Consider the following 16418-nt stretch of genomic DNA (forward strand, 5'->3'; position numbering starts at 1 on the left):
TTTTGTACTTTTAGATGAGTGATGTTTTCTTCATTATATATCAATCAAAACGACCGTCATGCAGAGCGCCGCGAAGCATCTCGCGTGCTGATGTTGCAATGATAATCCAACCAAACACGCGAGATGCTCTGCATGACGGTCGTTTAGAAAAGTCTTTCATTACTAATTCATAAGTCAACCTTGTTCACCCTTCTCACTCCATCTGCGTTGCTGGCTTTGCTGGGGCTGCTGGTGCCCTTGGCCATCCACCTCTGGAACCGGCGGCCGGGCCGCACGGTGCAGGTGGGCAGCGTGCGGTGGCTGGCGGCCTCGGCCAATCGGCGCCTGCGCAGCCTGAAGCTGGAGCAGCTGTTGCTGCTGCTGTTGCGGGCGGCTATAGTGACAGTCTTGGCGGTAGCTCTGGCCGGACCGGCGTGGCAACGACCCGCCCCACCCGCGCGGGGGCAGGTGCTGGTGAGCCCGGAGCTGCTGACGTCGGCTACGCTGCCAAGTGTGCGGCCACTAGTCGATTCGCTGCGACGGCGAGGGTATGAGGTAAGTCGTTTGGAGAAGAGGTTTCCGCTAATCTCAGCGGAAGAATGGACCGCTATAGTTGCTAATCCAACGGCTTCGGACAGTGCTGGCTATACAACAGAGCCAGACTTTCTGTGGGCCCGCGCCGCGCAGGCCGCTCAGCGTTTCGCAGACAGACCGGTGCACTTGCTTACACCGGCCAAGCTGGCTGATTTGCAAGGCACCCGCTCCAATTTGCCCCCCAACCTCACCTGGCAGCTTATTCCTTCTCCTGATTCGGGGGCTTGGGTGCAGGCGGCGGGCCTTAGCGGAGCAGACAAGCTGCGCCTGCTGGTTGGGCGCAGTGATGAGGAAAAAACTACGTTTCAGCCTATTACAGTAGCTCGGCCCGATGTCGCGGGCGCTGTGTCTGTGCCGGGTCTGCCACCGCTGCGCTATGAAACAAGTGCGACCAAGCAGGCTGTAGTGCGGCGAGCAGACGATTCGATGGCTGTACCGGTGCAAGCAGCCATGCGCCTAAGAGTATATTACACGGCCGACCAGGCCGAGGACGCGCGCTATCTGGCGGCGGCGTTGCGGGCGGCGGGCAGTGGCCTTTTAGTGCCGCCGGTCATTACCGTTTCAGCCTCGGAGCCCTCCCCTTCTGACTCACTGACGTGGGTTTTCTGGCTGAGCAAAGCTCCTATATCGACGGCGTGGAAGCGGCGCCTAGACAAAGGGTTGAGCTGGTGGCAACAAGCTTCTGGGCCAGGAACTGCCGTAACATCTTCATTCGGGCCTGCGGGGGCGGAGGTGCTGATTCCGGTTTTGCGTCGCGATACGGCTGCTATTTTGCCCCCCAGCACTGCTGTTTGGACTGACGGCTCGGGCCAAGCAGTAATGTCGCGGCGAACTGAAGGGCGCGGGCAGGTATACACGCTGCACACGCGTTTGAACCCCGCTTGGAGTGGCTTGCCGGATAGTCCGGAGCTGCCGGCTTTGCTGCTTGAATTGTTGCAGCCATCTGCACCAACACTTGATTTGGCCCGTAATGATCAGCGGGTAATTGCGCCAAGCCAGGTTCAGGCGGCTATTCAGCGCAGTTCAGATTCTTCTGAAAATGCCCCCCGGAAAGCAGTGCGGCCGGCCCCTGACACCTTCACCGATCTGCGGGCCTGGGCGGTGCTGGCAGCGGCGTTGCTATTTGGCCTGGAGCGCCTGCTGGCCCGGCGGCGACCTATTTCTTCCCCCGTTTCTCCCGCATGACACCCACAACCCAAGCTGCTGTAGCGCCTTCTCTGGCCGCCTCGCCCGCACTCCGGGCCGAGTGGCGCCGTTATGCTCTGCGCCGAACGGGCGCCTTGTTGCTGCCTGTTGGGGTGGGGGGCATTTTGCTGGCGGTAATTGCCCGCTACTGGCCCGTGCCGATGTGGGCAGTGGGAGGAGCGGCGCTGCTGCTGGCCGCTTACGCCATCATTCAGCTACGCCACTTCTGGAACGCTGACCTGGTGCCCACAGCCCGGCAGCTCGACCGGCGTTTTCCGCAACTGGAAGACAGCACTGGCTTATTGCTGCGCGAGCCATCGGAACTGAATTTGCTGGAAAGCCTTCAGCACCAACGCGTAAGCAGCCGCTTGCAGGGGCTGCAAGCCACGGAGAAAACTTTGCTCCCGTTTGATTTTCAGCCGGCGCTGGGCTGGGCTGGGTTGCTGCTTATTTTGGCGGGAGCAGCTTGGTGGCTGCGGCCAACCTCGCAGGCCCCGGCACCAACTGTAGCCCCTGCCGTAGCGCTGAACTTTCCTGAAGAAAAGATTAATCCCGCCGCGCAAGCCGCGCCGCGCGTTACGGATACGCGCATCAACGTGACGCCGCCGCCTTATACGCGCCGCGCCGCTACGAGTGCCGCCATGGCTTCTTTCCGCTGCCCTAGCGGGTCAAAGGTGCGCTGGACGGTGCGCGTAAACCGCGCCGCCGACGCGCCGCCGCAGCTGGAGCTGGGCACGCGGCGGGTGGCTTTTCGGGCTGTTCCCGGCCAAGCCAACACCTTCACAGCAGAGCAAACCCTGACGGCTTCCGTGCTTTATCGAATACGTTTTGCCGGCAAAGCCTCCGATGATTATGCCATTGATGTGCAGCCCGATCAGGCTCCTGTGGTTCAGATTCAGAACCCGAAGCCGTATACGCTCATTGAGTTTGGCGACAAGCCGCAAATAGCAATTCGGGTGGCTTTGCGCGACGACTACGGCCTGAGCCGAGCCCGTTTGGTAACGACAGTAGCCCAGGGACAGGGCGAAGCAGTGAAATTTACGGAAGTAGTTACGGACCTCAGCGGCCCGCTGCGTGGACAGCCCGCCCAAGCCACGGCCACCCATTTGCTTAGTCTGCCCAAACTTGGCCTGACCTATGGTGACGAGGTATATTTCTATGTGCAGGCCTGGGACAACGCCCGCGGCAGCACCCGCTCCGACACGTACTTAGTGCAGTGGGAAGATACAGCCGTGGTAGACGGCACTTCCGACCTGTCGTTGGGCGTGAACGTGGTTCCGGCGTACTTTCGGAGTCAGCGCCAGATCATTATTGATACTGAAAAGCTGATTGCCGAGCAGCCCCGCCTGCCCGCTACTACGGTTGCGGAGCGCGGCAACAATCTGGGCTTCGATCAGAAGATTCTGCGCATGCGCTATGGCAAGTTTTTGGGCGAAGAGTTTGAGCAGGGCATTGGCGAAACGGCCACCCGGCCGGCCGCAGCGAAAAAAGAGGAAGACAATCCTGCTACCGCCGAGCAGGAACCAAGCACCGAACAGGAAGAGCACTCGGCCGATGATGGCCACGACCACAGCGGCGACAAGTTTCCTTCCGCTACCGACGTTCCCGGCGAGGCTGCCACGGCTGCGCTTATGGAGCCTTACATGCACCTGCACGACGACAGCGAAACGGCCGACTTTCTGGAGCCAGAAGTGAAAGCCAAGCTGCGCGGCGTGCTGGCTCAAATGTGGGAAGCCGAGCTGCGGCTGCGCACCAGCCGGCTGAAGGAAGCTTTGCCATACGAGTATCGGGCCCTGCGCCTGCTCAAGCAAGTGCAGCAGCAAACGCGCGCTTACGTCAAGAAATCGGGTTTTACGCCGCCGATATTGCCAGAAGCTACTCTTCGGCTTACCGGCGAGATGGGCAACGCCGCCGCGCCGCGCCGGGAGCAGAAAATTGCTCCCCCGCCCATGCAGCCTGCCGTGCGTGCTGCCTTGCGCTGGCTGGGCGCCACTCGGCGCGGGCAGGTTGCCAAACCAACTGATGCCTTAGTACTTGAACAAGCGGGTCAGGCCCTGGCGCAGGCCGCGCTGCAACGTCCGGGGGCCTACCTCACTGCCCTGCGCGATTTGCGTGGCCTGGTATCAGATGTGCGCGCCGGCCGGCCGCTACGCCTAGAGCTTGTGCCATCCGTGGAGCGTGCGCTTACCGGCCTTCTCCCCACCCCGGCGGCGACGCCCACGCGGGTGCCGGCCGCCAACCCGCTGGCCCAGCGCTATTTCCAGGAATTAAGCCGGTAAGCTTTGTCTAGAATGCCCCCCACGTTTCTGTATTACGCGCTACTTATCCTCTGCGTGCTTTTAGTAGCAGGGCTGACCTGGAGCGCCCTGCGCCGACCCAACCGACAGCGGCTTGCCTTGCGCCTGTTGGCGGGCGTGCTGGCCGGAGCCGGGCTTTGGTTTACAGCCTTTCCGCCCACCCGCAGCATACCAGGCGCACAGCACGAAACCATTCTACTCACCGAGGGCTTCCAGCCAGATACGCTACGAGCTTTGTTGCGCCAGCTGGGGCCGGCTACCCGCCTGTGGCGCACCAGTTCCGTATCGGGAGCTGACACGGTTACGGCCGCCAACATTCTGCAAATCAGAGAGCAGCAGCCCAACCTGCGAATCCTGCACGTGCTGGGGAAAGGCTTGCCCGCCGCCGACCTTCCCCTGCTCGGCCCGGTCCGCCTAGTCTGGCATGCACCGCCCGCCCGGGCCGGTTTTCGAGTGGCCAATTGGACGCCCCGCGTAGAGCTAGGGCAGGCGCTGCAGATAGCGGGCTCCTTTGATAATTTGCCCCCCAGCGCTGGCAACACCACGCCAACATGGGTCCACCTGCGGGCAGCAGGCGCGCCGCGCGACTCGGTGCGCCTGACGCGTGGCCGGGGGGCTTTTCGGTTGAGCTACGTGCCGAAGGCGGCCGGCTTGGCCGTGTACGAGCTGGTAGCGCGGCGTGGGGGGCAAATTTTGACCTCTGAGCCCGTGCCGGTGGAGGTAGTACCCACCCGCGCCCTACGGGTGTTGTTGCTGGCCAACACACCGTCTTTTGAATTCAAATTCCTGAAAAATCAGCTCGGCACGCGGCAGCACGCGGTAGCCTTGCGCGTAGGCATCAGCCGTGGCCTGACGCAGACGGAGTTTCTCAATCAGCCCACCCACGACATTTCCCGGCTTACACCCAGTTTGCTAGCACATTATGATGCTGTCATAGCCGATGCGGGCACGCTATCCACGCTTTCAGGGGGCGAAGTTCAACAGCTTACCACCGCACTGCGCACTGGTGGGCCGGGCCTGATTGTGTTGGCCGACGCGGCCCCCCTGCCTCGCCTCACGCCGGCTCGGGCGACTTTTAGTATTGTACCTGTTGCTATGGCAGCTTCTGCTAAGCCTCAGCCTATTCAGTGGCCGGGGGCTTCGGGCCGCACCACTGCTACAGTACCGGCTACCTTGCGGCCATCGGCCCGCTTGCGCCCCATGGTTACCACGGGCCAGGGGCAGGCCGTGGTAGCATCCCAGCGCCTGGGGGCCGGAACGATGGTCGTATCGGTGCTACCCGAAACCTTCCGGTGGGCTCTGCAGAATGATTCGCTGACGTATAATGCCTACTGGAGCCGCCTGTTGACTGCCGTGGCCCGGCCCGAGACTTCTACGGCGGCCTGGCGGGTGACAACTGCCTGGCCTCGCCCCAATACCCCGGTAGAAGTACAGCTAACTGCGGCCCCCTTTCCTACTACCGCGCCTACGGTGCAGGGCGCAGCGCAGCCCATACGCCTGGCTATGCGTCAGGATACGCGCTTGGCTGAGTGGAGCACCGGACAATTCTGGCCCGACTCGGCGGGGTGGCACCGCGTGGCGCTGGCTGGTAAGGCGACGCATTCGTTTTACGTGTTTGGGGGGCAAAATTGGCTCGGCCCTGAAGCTGACCTACGCCAACAGGCGGCACAAGTGTGGCTGGCCGATTCGCCTGGCTCTACGATGGCTTCACCGATACTCACTCGTCAGGCGTGGCCGGCGGTTTGGTTCTTTGGCTTGTTTTTGCTGGGGGCAGGCTTTTTGTGGCTGGAGGAAAAACTGTAGCCCCGACGCCACAGCCGACGCACTTATTGCAGCTACTGATTTCTCGCTGAAGCAATTACAGAACAGTAAGCGCACAAAAAAACGACCCGACTTCCTGTTTAAGGAAGCCGGGTCGTTTGGCAACTTACCGGTTTGAACCGGCAGCTGCTTACTTTTACTCTTGGGTCGTCGTCGTGGTGGTCGAAGTCGAAGTGCCGTCAGCGGGAGCCGTCATGGCAGCAGAGTCAGCAGGAGCAGCCATAGTAGAGTCGCCCGTAGCAGGAACGGTAGTCTCAGTGCTCATCTCGGTAGTAGTGGTTTCCGTCTCAGCAGGCTTCGACTCGCAAGAAGTCAGGGCAGCAGCGAATACAAAAGCCAGGGCAGATACTTTCAGGAAGTTCTTCATTTTGGTGTTAGGTTTGAAATGTTGTCTAAAAACGTCCTTCATACCCATTCGACTGAAAGGTAACCCGACGATAGAAAATAAATTTTGGGAGGGTTACTAAGTCATTCTCCTTGTATTAAAGACCAAAGCGAATGGGTAAGGGTCAACCTTCCTACACTGATGAAGAGTTCGTGGCTGCCATTCAGGGCGGCGACGATCGGGCATTGGCACAACTATACCGCCTGCATCTGCCCATGATTTCGCACCTGGTGCTGCAAAACAGCGGCACCGAGGACGAAGCCAAGGACGTGTATCAGGAGGGCGTAATGGTGTTTTATGAAAAGGTGCGCGAAGGCTCTTTGGAGCTGAGCTGCCAGATCAAAACCTACCTCTACGCAGTGTGCCGCCGCCTGTGGCTCAAGCGTTTAGCTGAGAAAAACCGTTTTAACGGTCGTCTCGAAGACCATGAGCCTTACCTCGAAACCGGTGCGGAAGCGGATGTAGACCAGGCGGAGGAGCGCGACCAGCGTTTTGCCACCATGGCCGAAGCCCTCAACCACTTGGGAGAGCCTTGCCGGTCGCTGCTTGAAGGTTTTTACCTGCAGGAGAAATCTATGCAGCAACTCACGGCTGAGTTTGGCTACACCAATGCCGACAACGCCAAAAATCAAAAGTACAAGTGCCTGGTACGTCTAAAAAAGCTGTTTTTCACCCATTATAAGGAGGAAGAATCTTTTTAGCGACAAGCTCGGTTCCCAGTATAGAGGAAGCTCGCTTCCGACCAGTCCTATGAAAACTGAAGCTGATTACTACGCTTTATTTGACGCTTATCAGAGCGGACAGCTGCCCCCCGAGGAGCAGGATGCCCTGGAGCGCCGGTTGGCTGCCGAGCCGGACTTAGCCCAGCAGCTAGCCGACTTTAATGAGCTGACTGATACGCTGTATGGCTACGGCCAGCGCCTGACTACGCGGCGCAAGCTGCGGGCTATGCAAGCCGCTCTGGATGCCGAGAAGGCCGCCACGGAAGCCATTATCGAAACGGGCCACCCTACTATGCCGATCATGCGCATCTCGCGCACGGAGCAGCATCTGCGCGAGTTCTGGAGCAGCCATCGCGCCACTATTGCGGTAGCTGCTTCGGTGGCTATACTGGCGGTGTTTGCTACCTTGCTTGGTCTGGAGATGTGGCGCACCGCCCAGCAAAAGCCTTCGCTGTATGGCTACACCGTGCTGCGGCGGGAGGTAGAACGCATCAAGCGCAACCAGCGCGCGATGAATAAGGCCCTCACCTTGATGGATGAGCCGCGCCCCAACGAGGAAGCAAACCCAGGCAAATTCAGCGGAACAGGCTTTGCTTTGACCACCGACGGCTACCTGGTAACCAGCTACCACGTTATTCAAGGAGCTGACTCGGTGTTGATTGAGAGCCGCGACCGGCAGCGCTTCCGCGCCGAGCCTGTTTTCTCCGATGTGGCCCACGACCTAGCTATCCTGCGCATCACTGATCCAAAGTTTAATGGCTTTGGCCGCTTGCCGTATTCCTTCAAGCGTGGCTTGGCCGAGCTAGGCGAGCGAGTATATACCTTGGGTTATCCGCGTGAGGATCTGGTGTTTAACGATGGTTCGCTAAGCGCCCGCTCGGGTTTCGAAGGCGATACCGGGTTTTATCAGATTTCTATTCCTGTGAATCCGGGCAATAGCGGCGGCCCGCTGCTTGATGACCGGGGCAACCTGATTGGTATCATCAGTGGCCGGCAGATGGATGTGCAAAGCGCCGCTTTCGCCACCAAGTCGTCGTACCTGATGCGGTTAGTCGATTCGTTGGCCACGGCAAAGCCCGCTCAGCCGTATAACCTGCCGCGTTTCAATCAGCTGACCGGCAACACCCGTCCGCAGCAGCTGCGCAAGCTACAGGATTTTGTCTTCGTGGTAAAGGTCTACGAATAAGCCCTCCTATTTCTTATCCCAAAAAAGCCCCCCAAATGTTGGGGGGCTTTTTTGATGGTTTCAAATCTTAATGCCGGGGGTTGGCTTTCCTTTACCTGAAGCATTGGCAGCGAGGCTTATTCGAGGTTAATTGAAAAAAGGACAGCCCGCGAATGAGTTTTTGCGTACACGCTTCCCGGTGGCTTTGCCACTATCCTGTATCGACTTTTCACTCGTTTCGCTAACCTCCGCTATGGACAACCAAACACAACTAGAAACTCAATTAGAGAAAATTCTGCCCGAAGACGTAACCCGGACGCTCGAAAGTGCCTACCACGTTATCTTTCAGGGCAACCACGACCGCATTGACGATCTGCTCCTTCATGGTGGCACGCTGCTAAAAAAGACCGCTCAGCGTTTGACGACTACCCAGCTGATTTTCGGAATCGCTGCTATTGCCGCCATAGCGGTGGTGGTAGTAAACCAAGTGGTGGAAGCCGCCGACGACAACGATACGTCAGCTGAGCCAGTTGAGGAGCAAAAGAACAAAAAGCAAAACAACGGTCCCAAGCCTCAGGCTAGCCAGGCGTCGTAAGCTTCTGGCCGACTGGTAAAGCGCATAAAGCTTTTCGGTATAGCCCGAAAAAAGCCCCCCGGATATATCCGGGGGGCTTTTTTGTAGCTGTATGCTTATCCTTTGTAGCCCAATGAACAGAACCGCTAGTGCAGCAGCGTTCTACTATATAAAAAAGTAAATATTTTTTATAATACATATAAGTTCCTATGTTTAGCACACTGCACCTACCTCAACCACCTTCTTTCACTTTTCCTTCCTCCTATGCCGCACAAATACTTTCTGCTTTTTGGCACCCTGCTGTTTATGGCTCTGGGCGAAACAGTTGGCACAGTGGCTGCCGCGATAAGACCTTTGGCCGTAACAGCGCCTGTCGCCATCGGGCCCTACGCCAAGCGCAAGCCCATTAAAGCGCAGTACAAACACAAAAAAGCCCCGCGCCACAAAGGCCGTCCACTCGTACGCGCTATCTACTAGGTAGCTCCCAAAAAAGCCCCCCAGATAAACTCTGGGGGGCTTTTTTGTGAAGTCAGATCTGGATCTTGTGGTACTTCCTAAGCGGCAGCCAGCACCTCGGGGGAGTTGTGCGCGGGCGAATTGACGAGGGTGCTGACGGTATATTCCTGCATAAGCTCGGTGGCGTATGGGCAAAGCAAGTGCTGGTGTTCATCCACCGATACGCCGTCGTCGAGCCAGGCGAGCTCCGCTTTCCGGTCGGGCAGTATCACGGGCATACGGTTGTGCAGGCTGGCCATCAGGTCGTTGGGCTCCGTGGTGATAATGGTGAAAGTAGGCAGCACTTCGCCCGTTTCGCGGTCGGCCCATTCGTCCCAGAGGCCGGCAAAGGCAAACGGCTGCTCGTTGCGCAGCAGAATACGGTGGGGCACCTTGGCTTTTTTGCCCTTGCTTCCGGCCGGCGGCGCCACTTGCTGCCACTCGTAAAAGCTGTCGGCCAGCACCAGGCAGCGCTTGCGCTGGAGCAGCTGCCGAAACGAGGGCTTCTCGGCCAGGGTCTCGGCGCGGGCGTTTATAGGCTTCAGCGCCGTTTTAATGTCTTTCACCCACCCCGGCACCAAGCCCCACTGTACCAGCTGAATCTGGCCGGGAGCACTATTGGTAATGATGGGCAGATGCTGCGAAGGGGCCGCATTATAGTTGGGGGGCATTTCCTCCGTGAAGCGGGCGTCAAAACGCTCCTCGATGGCGGGAGCAGGCGAAATAAATGTATAGCGGCCACACATAAGCTGACAGGAAAATCAGTGAGAGAGAAGGCTTCTTAAGGCGCTGAAAGCACGTATCTGGTTACGCCGGCCCGCCCGTAGAAGTTGTGAGCGAAACGCCCCTCTCAGCCAGGCAGTGGAGCAATGTAGCTGCTGGGGGGCTTTTTGCCGCTGCTCCACCCCAACACGATACGGCGGCGCCCGTAACGACTAGGGTAGCCTTTCTCTTCCGCTTATGGACCAGCCGTTTCTGCTTTGCTTACTTGGTGTCGCCTCTTTGCTGCTGGCTCACGTCGCACCCGCCCGGGCGCAGCCCACGCCGCCCGTGTATCCCACGCTGGGCAGCATTATCCGCGACCAGCCAGCCATGGATCAGCTGGTTGCGCCCGATGCCGAAATCGAAGTACTGGCGTCGGGTTTTACCTGGCCCGAAGGACCGGTCTGGTCGAAGCAGGAAGGTGCGCTGCTGTTTTCTCACGCCCCGCAAAACGTTATTTATCGGTGGAAGGAAGGCGAGCCCCTGCGCGAATACCTGAAGCCAGCCGGCTACACTGGCCTGGGCACTTACAGTAAGGAGCCGGGCAGCAATGGCCTGGCCTTCGATAAGCAAGGCCAGCTGGTAGCCTGTGAGCACGGCGACCGGCGTATATCGGTGCTGCTAAAAGATGGTGGCAAGCGCACTCTGGCCGACAGCTACGAAGGCAAGCGCCTGAACAGCCCCAATGACTTGGTTATCAAATCGAACGGCGACATCTACTTCACCGATCCGCCCTACGGCCTGCCTGAGCAGGAGAAAGACCCACGGCGCGAGCTGGATTTCAGTGGTGTATTTCACATCGCAAAATCCGGGAAGGTAACGCTGCTCACTCAGGACCTGACGCGCCCCAACGGTGTGGCTTTCTCACCCGACGAAAAAACCCTGTACGTCACCCAATCGGACCCGAAGCGGGCGGTAGTGATGGCCTATCCGGTGCGTGAGAATGGCAGCTTAGGAAAAGGCCGCGTTTTTTTCGACGCCACCCCGCTTACCAAAGAATTAAAAGGGATGCCCGATGGCATTAAGGTAGATCGGCAGGGCAACGTCTTCACCACGGGCCCCGGCGGCGTGCACATATTGGGCCCCGATGGCACGCATCTGGGGCGCATCAGCTTGCCAGTAGCAGCTGCCAACCTAGCCTGGGGCGACGACGGCAGCACGCTCTATCTGACGGCGAGCAACTATCTGTGCCGCGTGCGCACTCTAACCAAAGGGGCCGGCTGGTAGCATAACCGCCGTTGCTATTGTCTATGGCGTTATTTCTTACCTGAACTTTCGCGCGGCCTCTTTTCCCGTCATCTTGTATTGGTTCATTACCTTGAGCAGCACCCCATTGGTCCAGCCAAAGCCATCCTGCAGAGGGTACTCACCACCTCCGGCCTCCAGGGTTGTATTCACCACATTATATTTCTCCAGCAGCTTACCCGTCTGCTGAAACACGTTGCTGTTAAGCGTTACCCAACGACTGGCAATTGTGCTGGCAAGCTCCTTTTGGCGGTAGTTTTCCAGCCCCCGAATAGCCATGTATTGCAAGGGAGCCCAGGCGTTGGGCGCATCCCATTGCTGTCCGCTGGTGTTGAGGGTTGTTACGAGGCCGCCTGGCTTCAGAAAATCTTTCTTTAGCCCGGCCGCTACCTGCCGGGCCTGCTTGCGGGTGGCCACGTCAAAAGCCAGCGGAAAAACGCCCGCCAGGGTGCGGATAGTCGAGCGCTGCCCCAGCACCCAGTTGTAGTCCTGAAACCAGCCGGCTTTCTTATCCCAGCAATACGCCAGAATGGCTTCTTTACGCCCAGCTGCTTTCTCCTGATAGCTACGCGCTTGCTCCGCGTTGCCTTGCAGCTCGTAGGTGCGCGCCAGGGTCTTTTCGAGGTTATACAGCAGACAATTTAAATCGACGGGCACCAGATTGGTCGTTTGGATGGAGGCCAGCTTCCCCGATTCGTCGAACCAGCGGGTGCTGAAATCCCAGCCGGAAGCGGCCGCCGCGCGCACATTGCGGTAAAACGTGGCGGCTGGCTGGGAGCTGAGCTTGGCGGCCGTCACATCTTCCACGTACGATTCCTCGCGGGGCTGGTCGCTGGCATCCCAGTAGCGGTTGAGCACCTGGCCGGAGGGCATTTTCACCACTGTGCGGTCGGCTTGCCCAACGGCCAGCGATTCGGCCCCGGCCATCCAATAGGCGTACTCCCGCAACAGGGGCTCCTGGTAGCGCACCAGCACCGTATCGCCCTGGCTCTGCGCCAAAAGACCCACCATCAGCGAAAAAAACGGCGGCTGCGAGCGGGTAAGGTAGTACGTCCGGTTGCCGTTGGGCACAAATCCATACTTGCCGATCAGGTAGCTGAAGTTGTTCAGAATCTGCCGGATAAGTGCGAATTGCCCATCTTCCTTCAAGCCCAGCATCGTGAAGTAGGAATCCCAATAATACACCTCCCGAAAACGCCCCCCAGGCACAATGTACGGGTGGGGCAAGGGCACCAAGGACGAAATTTGCCCCCCAGCATCGGCGGGGCGAGCCAGCACCGACCACAGCGTATCGATATGGGCCCGCAGCCCGGCGGCTACATTGCTTTTATACAGCGTAGTAGCGGCTGTGGGGGGCAAAAAATGTGCGTCAACGAATGCCTTAAGCTGGAAGCCCGGTGTATTCTTTTGCTGCGCATACGCCTGCATGATAGTCTCCGGGTCCTCTTTGGGCAGGGCATCTACGAAGGTTTTGTTGTCGGGGTAGATGCGGCCCAGCTGTACTTCCTCAAACAGCCCCGGATATAGCTGTCGGGGCGTGAGTTGTTGGGCATGAACGCTGATAATCAGCGGAAATAGCAGAAGCAGGAGCAACCGTCTTTTCATCAGTAGTAGGCTTGAATGCGGCAGGTTTTTAAAAAGTACGAAATCTCCCCCATTTCAGCCAGGTCAGGCAAGCAGGCTCTTCTTCGCATACGCATCCAAGCGCAGTTCTTTATTCATCCTGCCTATCATAGCCACGAAAAAAAGCCCCCCAGCTGAGTACCGGGGGGCTTTTTTGGTATTGACTACCGACTCTCGCATTCATTGAGCCGGCCGGAAGCTACCCGCTGGCATTACCATTACTTGGTAAACAGGCGCAGCACTGCGCGCCCCGGCTCGCGGGTTCGGCCCGGCTGAGTGCCCACTGCCTCCAGCGACGGGGAAGCGGAGCCGGGGGGCAAAATATCATTTGGCAGGTAAGAAGCCTGGTTGGAAAGCGCAGTAGGCACTAATTGCAGCGCAAGCTCCGTGTAGGCTGAGTTAGGCTCCAGTTGCAGCTCGGTCTGGGCGGCAACCAGGTTCGGTTCGGCCAGGTGCTCATTCAAAATCATGGTGGCATTCTCCTCCAGCGCATAAAGTGCCTGATGGCTGGTCGTCTCCGATTTGGCATACTCCACAACGCGCACGAAATAAGCCCGGTTGGGGTCCAGGTTTTTAACCATCACCGTATCCGCTTCGCCATCGGCTACCACAAAGCTACCGCCGGCCAACGCCTGACCTTTCCCAAAGCGGGCATCAGCCACGTAGTCGGCGCCATCAAGGGGAAAATCATCGACGGGGCTATCTGCTTTCATAAACACCAGGCGGCGGTTGCCGGTACCATTGGCCCACCTCAGCAAGGCGCTCGTTTTACTCAGCGGCGTGCCCGTAAGCTGGGCAGCGTTCTGGTCAGGACCAACCAAGTGATGAGCAGGCCATCTGGAGGCGCGGCGAACACAAGACCAACCCAGGCGGTCAAGCTCGGTCCAGAAGGCGGCATCGTCGCGCCTGGTGTTCAGCAGGATGGTCCAGGTATAGCCTTTTTCTGCCCTCACCAGATAGGTGGCCGTACCATCGAGGCAGCCGCTGTGCCAGCGGTTGCCGGCGGGGTTTACCTGCCAGCCTTTCGCATACCGCGCATTCACGGCGGAGGGCTCTACCATCGTGGCAATAGTGGCGGTACTCAGCAAGCCGGGGCGGCCTTTGGAGCCATCCACGGCCATGAGCAGGCGCGTAAGGTCGCGGGCGGTGAATATCCAGCCGCCGTGGGCGTTCATGGCTTCCACGTTACAGCCGCCGTAGGCCGCCGGCACCGTTTCGCCGGTGCCATAGCACGAGGCTTGTTGAAAATGGCTGTCGTACTCGGCTTCGCGCTCCTGCTTATCTAACAATAAGTTGCGCCCGAGGTGAGCTTCGCGTACGCCGCTGGGCAGCAGCAGGTGGTCGCGCACCCAGGCTTCATACGGTTGCAGGGTTACGGCCTCAATTATCTTACCCAGCACCAGGTAGCCAATATTAGAATAGGCATAGCGAGCGCCGGGCCTGAAATTCAAGCCTTTACTCAGCATAAAGCGCACCAGCGTGGAGTCGCCCACGGGATTGGGCACGTTCATCACCTGGGCTACATGCTCCGGAAAATCGATGGGGTCGCAGCTGGCAAAACCATCGCAGCTTTTCTCGCGGTCCCAGCCGGCGCTGTGCTCCAGCAGTTGCTGCACCGTAATATCATAGATGCGGCGGTCGTCGATAACCTCCGTGTAGTAGGCAGTTGACAGATAGCCCTCGGGCCCAAAGGCTCTGTGGGCGAGGTCGAGGCGGCCTTCCTCCACCAGTTTCATAATGGCCATCGCTGTGATGGGCTTCGACAAACTGGCCACTCGCATCAGATGGTGTGGTTGCAGCGGCGTGGTGCGGGCCTGATCGGCGTAGCCGAAAGCGCGGGCGTACACCAGCTTATCGCCGCGGCTAAGCGCTACCGACGCGCCCAGCACATCCCACCGCTGCACAAACTGCTGGATAGCGGTATCGAAGTGGGCGAGTTCTGGTACCGACACCCCCGTTTGGGCGCCAGCGCGCAAGGAAAGCAGCAGTAAAACGAGCGTGTAGAGTTTCTTCAAAAAAGGGAGATAAAAAGGGTAGCCAACATGCTCGCTTCTGCTCTAGCGCAGCGCCTGTTGTTACGCCATTTTTATTCCACAATTCCAAGATTAGCGGGTTAATAATCTGATGATTATTATAAATTTTTCATGAGGCACAATTGCCTATTAGTCTGAAAACGTGACAGTATGTATCTAAAGAAAGACGACCGCATACATAGTAAAATTATATTATTCTATGCTCGCCGAATAACGGAAGAGGTAGTGCCTTCCTGAGGTTTAGCCACCGCAGCAGAGCGCCGGCTTTCAGCGTAAGTAAAGCCGACAAAAAAGCCTCCCAGACCACTTGCTTTGTGCGTCATATATCCACTTGATGACGGGTGGAGCAAAAGGCTTGGGGGGCTTTTTCGGGCCGTTTACTCGGTTATCGGAGCAGGCTGGGCCTGATGCGAAGGAGTGCCGCCGCTGACCAAACGTGGCCAGCCATCCTGATATTCCAGCCGGTCGAGGAGCATGATGCGGCGGGAGTAGCCTTGCTCGGCGTCGATGGCGTCGAAGGTCGGCTGATGCGGGTCGATGGCGTGGTAGGCCAGCCAATCCTGCCCGGCCGCGTCGGTTACTACGCAGTTGTGGCCGGGGGCGTGCCAGTACTCATTGCCTTCGAGCAGCATACTGTTCGGGTTGCCGGTGGCCTGGGGCAAGGTTTCGAACGGCCCGGTGGCACTGCGCGAGCGGGCGACCAGCACCCCGTAGTGAGCATCGGGGCCGCAGCAGTTGTTGCCGGAGTAAAACAGGTAGTACCACCCATCGCGCAGAATCACCCACGCGCCTTCTACCAGGCGCTGATAGTTGGTCGGAGCCGCATCCGGTACCGGCTGAATCAGGTCAATTGCAATGCTCTGGGGGGCAAAAGACACGCGGTCGGGGGCCAGCTCTCGCACTTTGATGGGCCCGAAGCCCGAGCCCCAGTATAGCAGGCGCTTGCCGGTAGCGGGGTCGTCGAAGCTCATCGGGTCAATGTTAATGAAGCTTTTGCCGCAAAGCAGCGGCTGACCAATATCCACAAACGGGCCGGCAGGTGCCTCAGCCACCGCTACGGCCAGGCACAGATCTTCCTTAGTAGCGCCGTTCGGCAACGCCGAAAAGTAGAGGTAATACAGCCCGTCGTGCTCGCTCACGTGGGGCGCCCACAGCTTCTGGGTCGTATCGGCCCAGGTGGGCTTTTGCGGCAGCGCATCACCCAGCAGTTCCCAATCAATCAGATTGTGAGAGCGCGCTACCTGAATATTGATAATCAGCTGCTTGCGCCATTTCGTTTGGGTGCCGTAGGCGTAATAATAACCATCGGCGGCCCGAATAATGGTTGGATCGGGAAAGTCCTCGTTGAGGATAGGATTGGTATAAGTACTGGGTGGCATTTTGGTCGGCATCAGAATAAAGGCTAGGATAAAACAGGCTTGCTACGCGTCGGACTTGCTTGAATACGCTGGAAGTTCGACAGTAGCTATTGTTTCTGGTTGCTGGTTTATTGTAAGTAAATAGGTGGTCATGCAGAGCGAAGCATCTCGCTCGCAGTC

Annotated in this window: 13 protein-coding genes; 8 read left to right on the forward strand and 5 right to left on the reverse strand. The window is 58.5% G+C overall.

The features are described 5' to 3' along the window. The first annotated feature begins 180 nt into the window (after positions 1 to 180). From IEW06_RS04325 to IEW06_RS04335, 3 genes are read left to right on the forward strand one after another with little or no spacing between them, the layout of a single operon-like run. On the forward strand, positions 181 to 1758 hold the full coding sequence (locus IEW06_RS04325; RefSeq protein WP_188547529.1) for a BatA domain-containing protein: 1578 nt from the start codon (positions 181 to 183) through the stop codon (positions 1756 to 1758). Continuing rightward, the gene (locus IEW06_RS04330) at positions 1755 to 4037 is read left to right on the forward strand and encodes a DUF4175 family protein (RefSeq protein WP_187733735.1); all 2283 of its coding nucleotides are present in this window, start codon (positions 1755 to 1757) and stop codon (positions 4035 to 4037) included. Before IEW06_RS04325 ends, IEW06_RS04330 begins: the two co-directional genes overlap by 4 nt. Positions 4038 to 4049: 12 nt before the next feature. Next, positions 4050 to 5858, forward strand: a complete 1809-nt coding sequence (locus tag IEW06_RS04335; protein ID WP_188547531.1) for a hypothetical protein — start codon at positions 4050 to 4052, stop codon at positions 5856 to 5858. Between the two features lie 154 nt (positions 5859 to 6012). Here the strand turns inward: IEW06_RS04335 and IEW06_RS04340 are convergent, their stop codons facing one another. Next, complete coding sequence (locus IEW06_RS04340; protein WP_187733731.1) at positions 6013 to 6243, reverse strand: hypothetical protein; 231 nt, start codon at positions 6241 to 6243, stop codon at positions 6013 to 6015. A gap of 131 nt (positions 6244 to 6374) precedes the next feature. Between IEW06_RS04340 and IEW06_RS04345 the strand changes: the two genes are divergently transcribed. From IEW06_RS04345 to IEW06_RS04360, 4 genes are all read left to right on the forward strand, one after another. Then, positions 6375 to 6962: an RNA polymerase sigma factor gene (locus IEW06_RS04345; protein WP_187733730.1), complete on the forward strand. Its 588-nt coding sequence runs from the start codon at positions 6375 to 6377 to the stop codon at positions 6960 to 6962. A gap of 49 nt (positions 6963 to 7011) precedes the next feature. Continuing rightward, a complete protein-coding gene (locus tag IEW06_RS04350; RefSeq protein ID WP_187733729.1) occupies positions 7012 to 8169 on the forward strand; it encodes a S1 family peptidase in 1158 nt (385 codons plus the stop codon). Between the two features lie 232 nt (positions 8170 to 8401). Continuing rightward, positions 8402 to 8743 carry a hypothetical protein gene (locus IEW06_RS04355; protein WP_187733728.1) on the forward strand — a complete coding sequence of 114 codons (342 nt, stop codon included), beginning with the start codon at positions 8402 to 8404 and terminating at the stop codon, positions 8741 to 8743. 243 nt (positions 8744 to 8986) lie between these two features. Continuing rightward, positions 8987 to 9199, forward strand: coding sequence for a hypothetical protein (locus IEW06_RS04360; RefSeq protein ID WP_187733727.1), 213 nt, complete (start codon positions 8987 to 8989; stop codon positions 9197 to 9199). A gap of 77 nt (positions 9200 to 9276) precedes the next feature. On the opposite strand, the gene IEW06_RS04365 is transcribed toward IEW06_RS04360, so the two are convergent. Further along, positions 9277 to 9963 (reverse strand): SOS response-associated peptidase, encoded by a 687-nt coding sequence (locus IEW06_RS04365; RefSeq protein WP_187733726.1) that lies wholly within the window; start codon positions 9961 to 9963, stop codon positions 9277 to 9279. A gap of 214 nt (positions 9964 to 10177) precedes the next feature. On the opposite strand from IEW06_RS04365, the gene IEW06_RS04370 reads away from it, so the two are divergent. After that, on the forward strand, positions 10178 to 11206 hold the full coding sequence (locus IEW06_RS04370; protein ID WP_187733725.1) for an SMP-30/gluconolactonase/LRE family protein: 1029 nt from the start codon (positions 10178 to 10180) through the stop codon (positions 11204 to 11206). Between the two features lie 36 nt (positions 11207 to 11242). On the opposite strand, the gene treF is transcribed toward IEW06_RS04370, so the two are convergent. The 3 genes from treF to IEW06_RS04385 all read right to left on the reverse strand — a co-directional run bounded on the left by treF (position 11243) and on the right by IEW06_RS04385 (position 16259). After that, positions 11243 to 12829 carry an alpha,alpha-trehalase TreF gene (gene treF, locus IEW06_RS04375; RefSeq protein WP_187733724.1) on the reverse strand — a complete coding sequence of 529 codons (1587 nt, stop codon included), beginning with the start codon at positions 12827 to 12829 and terminating at the stop codon, positions 11243 to 11245. Between the two features lie 236 nt (positions 12830 to 13065). Continuing rightward, on the reverse strand, positions 13066 to 14862 hold the full coding sequence (locus IEW06_RS04380) for a serine hydrolase domain-containing protein (RefSeq protein WP_187733723.1): 1797 nt from the start codon (positions 14860 to 14862) through the stop codon (positions 13066 to 13068). 395 nt (positions 14863 to 15257) lie between these two features. Continuing rightward, a complete protein-coding gene (locus tag IEW06_RS04385; protein WP_229743035.1) occupies positions 15258 to 16259 on the reverse strand; it encodes a glycoside hydrolase family 43 protein in 1002 nt (333 codons plus the stop codon). Positions 16260 to 16418: the final 159 nt, after the last annotated feature.

The organism is Hymenobacter qilianensis (genome assembly GCF_014638675.1).
In the GTDB taxonomy this organism is placed as follows: Bacteria; Bacteroidota; Bacteroidia; order Cytophagales; family Hymenobacteraceae; genus Hymenobacter; species Hymenobacter qilianensis.

What these genes read in the sequence shown, in the direction of transcription:
- IEW06_RS04350 (WP_187733729.1), top strand. Translation starts at nt 7,012, where the DNA reads ATGAAAACTGAAGCTGATTACTACGCTTTATTTGACGCTTATCAGAGC.
- IEW06_RS04355 (WP_187733728.1), top strand. Translation starts at nt 8,402, where the DNA reads ATGGACAACCAAACACAACTAGAAACTCAATTAGAGAAAATTCTGCCC.
- IEW06_RS04370 (WP_187733725.1), top strand. Translation starts at nt 10,178, where the DNA reads ATGGACCAGCCGTTTCTGCTTTGCTTACTTGGTGTCGCCTCTTTGCTG.
- IEW06_RS04385 (WP_229743035.1), bottom strand. Translation starts at nt 16,259, where the DNA reads ATGCCACCCAGTACTTATACCAATCCTATCCTCAACGAGGACTTTCCC.
- IEW06_RS04365 (WP_187733726.1), bottom strand. Translation starts at nt 9,963, where the DNA reads ATGTGTGGCCGCTATACATTTATTTCGCCTGCTCCCGCCATCGAGGAG.
- IEW06_RS04330 (WP_187733735.1), top strand. Translation starts at nt 1,755, where the DNA reads ATGACACCCACAACCCAAGCTGCTGTAGCGCCTTCTCTGGCCGCCTCG.
- IEW06_RS04345 (WP_187733730.1), top strand. Translation starts at nt 6,375, where the DNA reads ATGGGTAAGGGTCAACCTTCCTACACTGATGAAGAGTTCGTGGCTGCC.
- IEW06_RS04335 (WP_188547531.1), top strand. Translation starts at nt 4,050, where the DNA reads ATGCCCCCCACGTTTCTGTATTACGCGCTACTTATCCTCTGCGTGCTT.
- IEW06_RS04340 (WP_187733731.1), bottom strand. Translation starts at nt 6,243, where the DNA reads ATGAAGAACTTCCTGAAAGTATCTGCCCTGGCTTTTGTATTCGCTGCT.
- treF (WP_187733724.1), bottom strand. Translation starts at nt 12,829, where the DNA reads ATGAAAAGACGGTTGCTCCTGCTTCTGCTATTTCCGCTGATTATCAGC.
- IEW06_RS04360 (WP_187733727.1), top strand. Translation starts at nt 8,987, where the DNA reads ATGCCGCACAAATACTTTCTGCTTTTTGGCACCCTGCTGTTTATGGCT.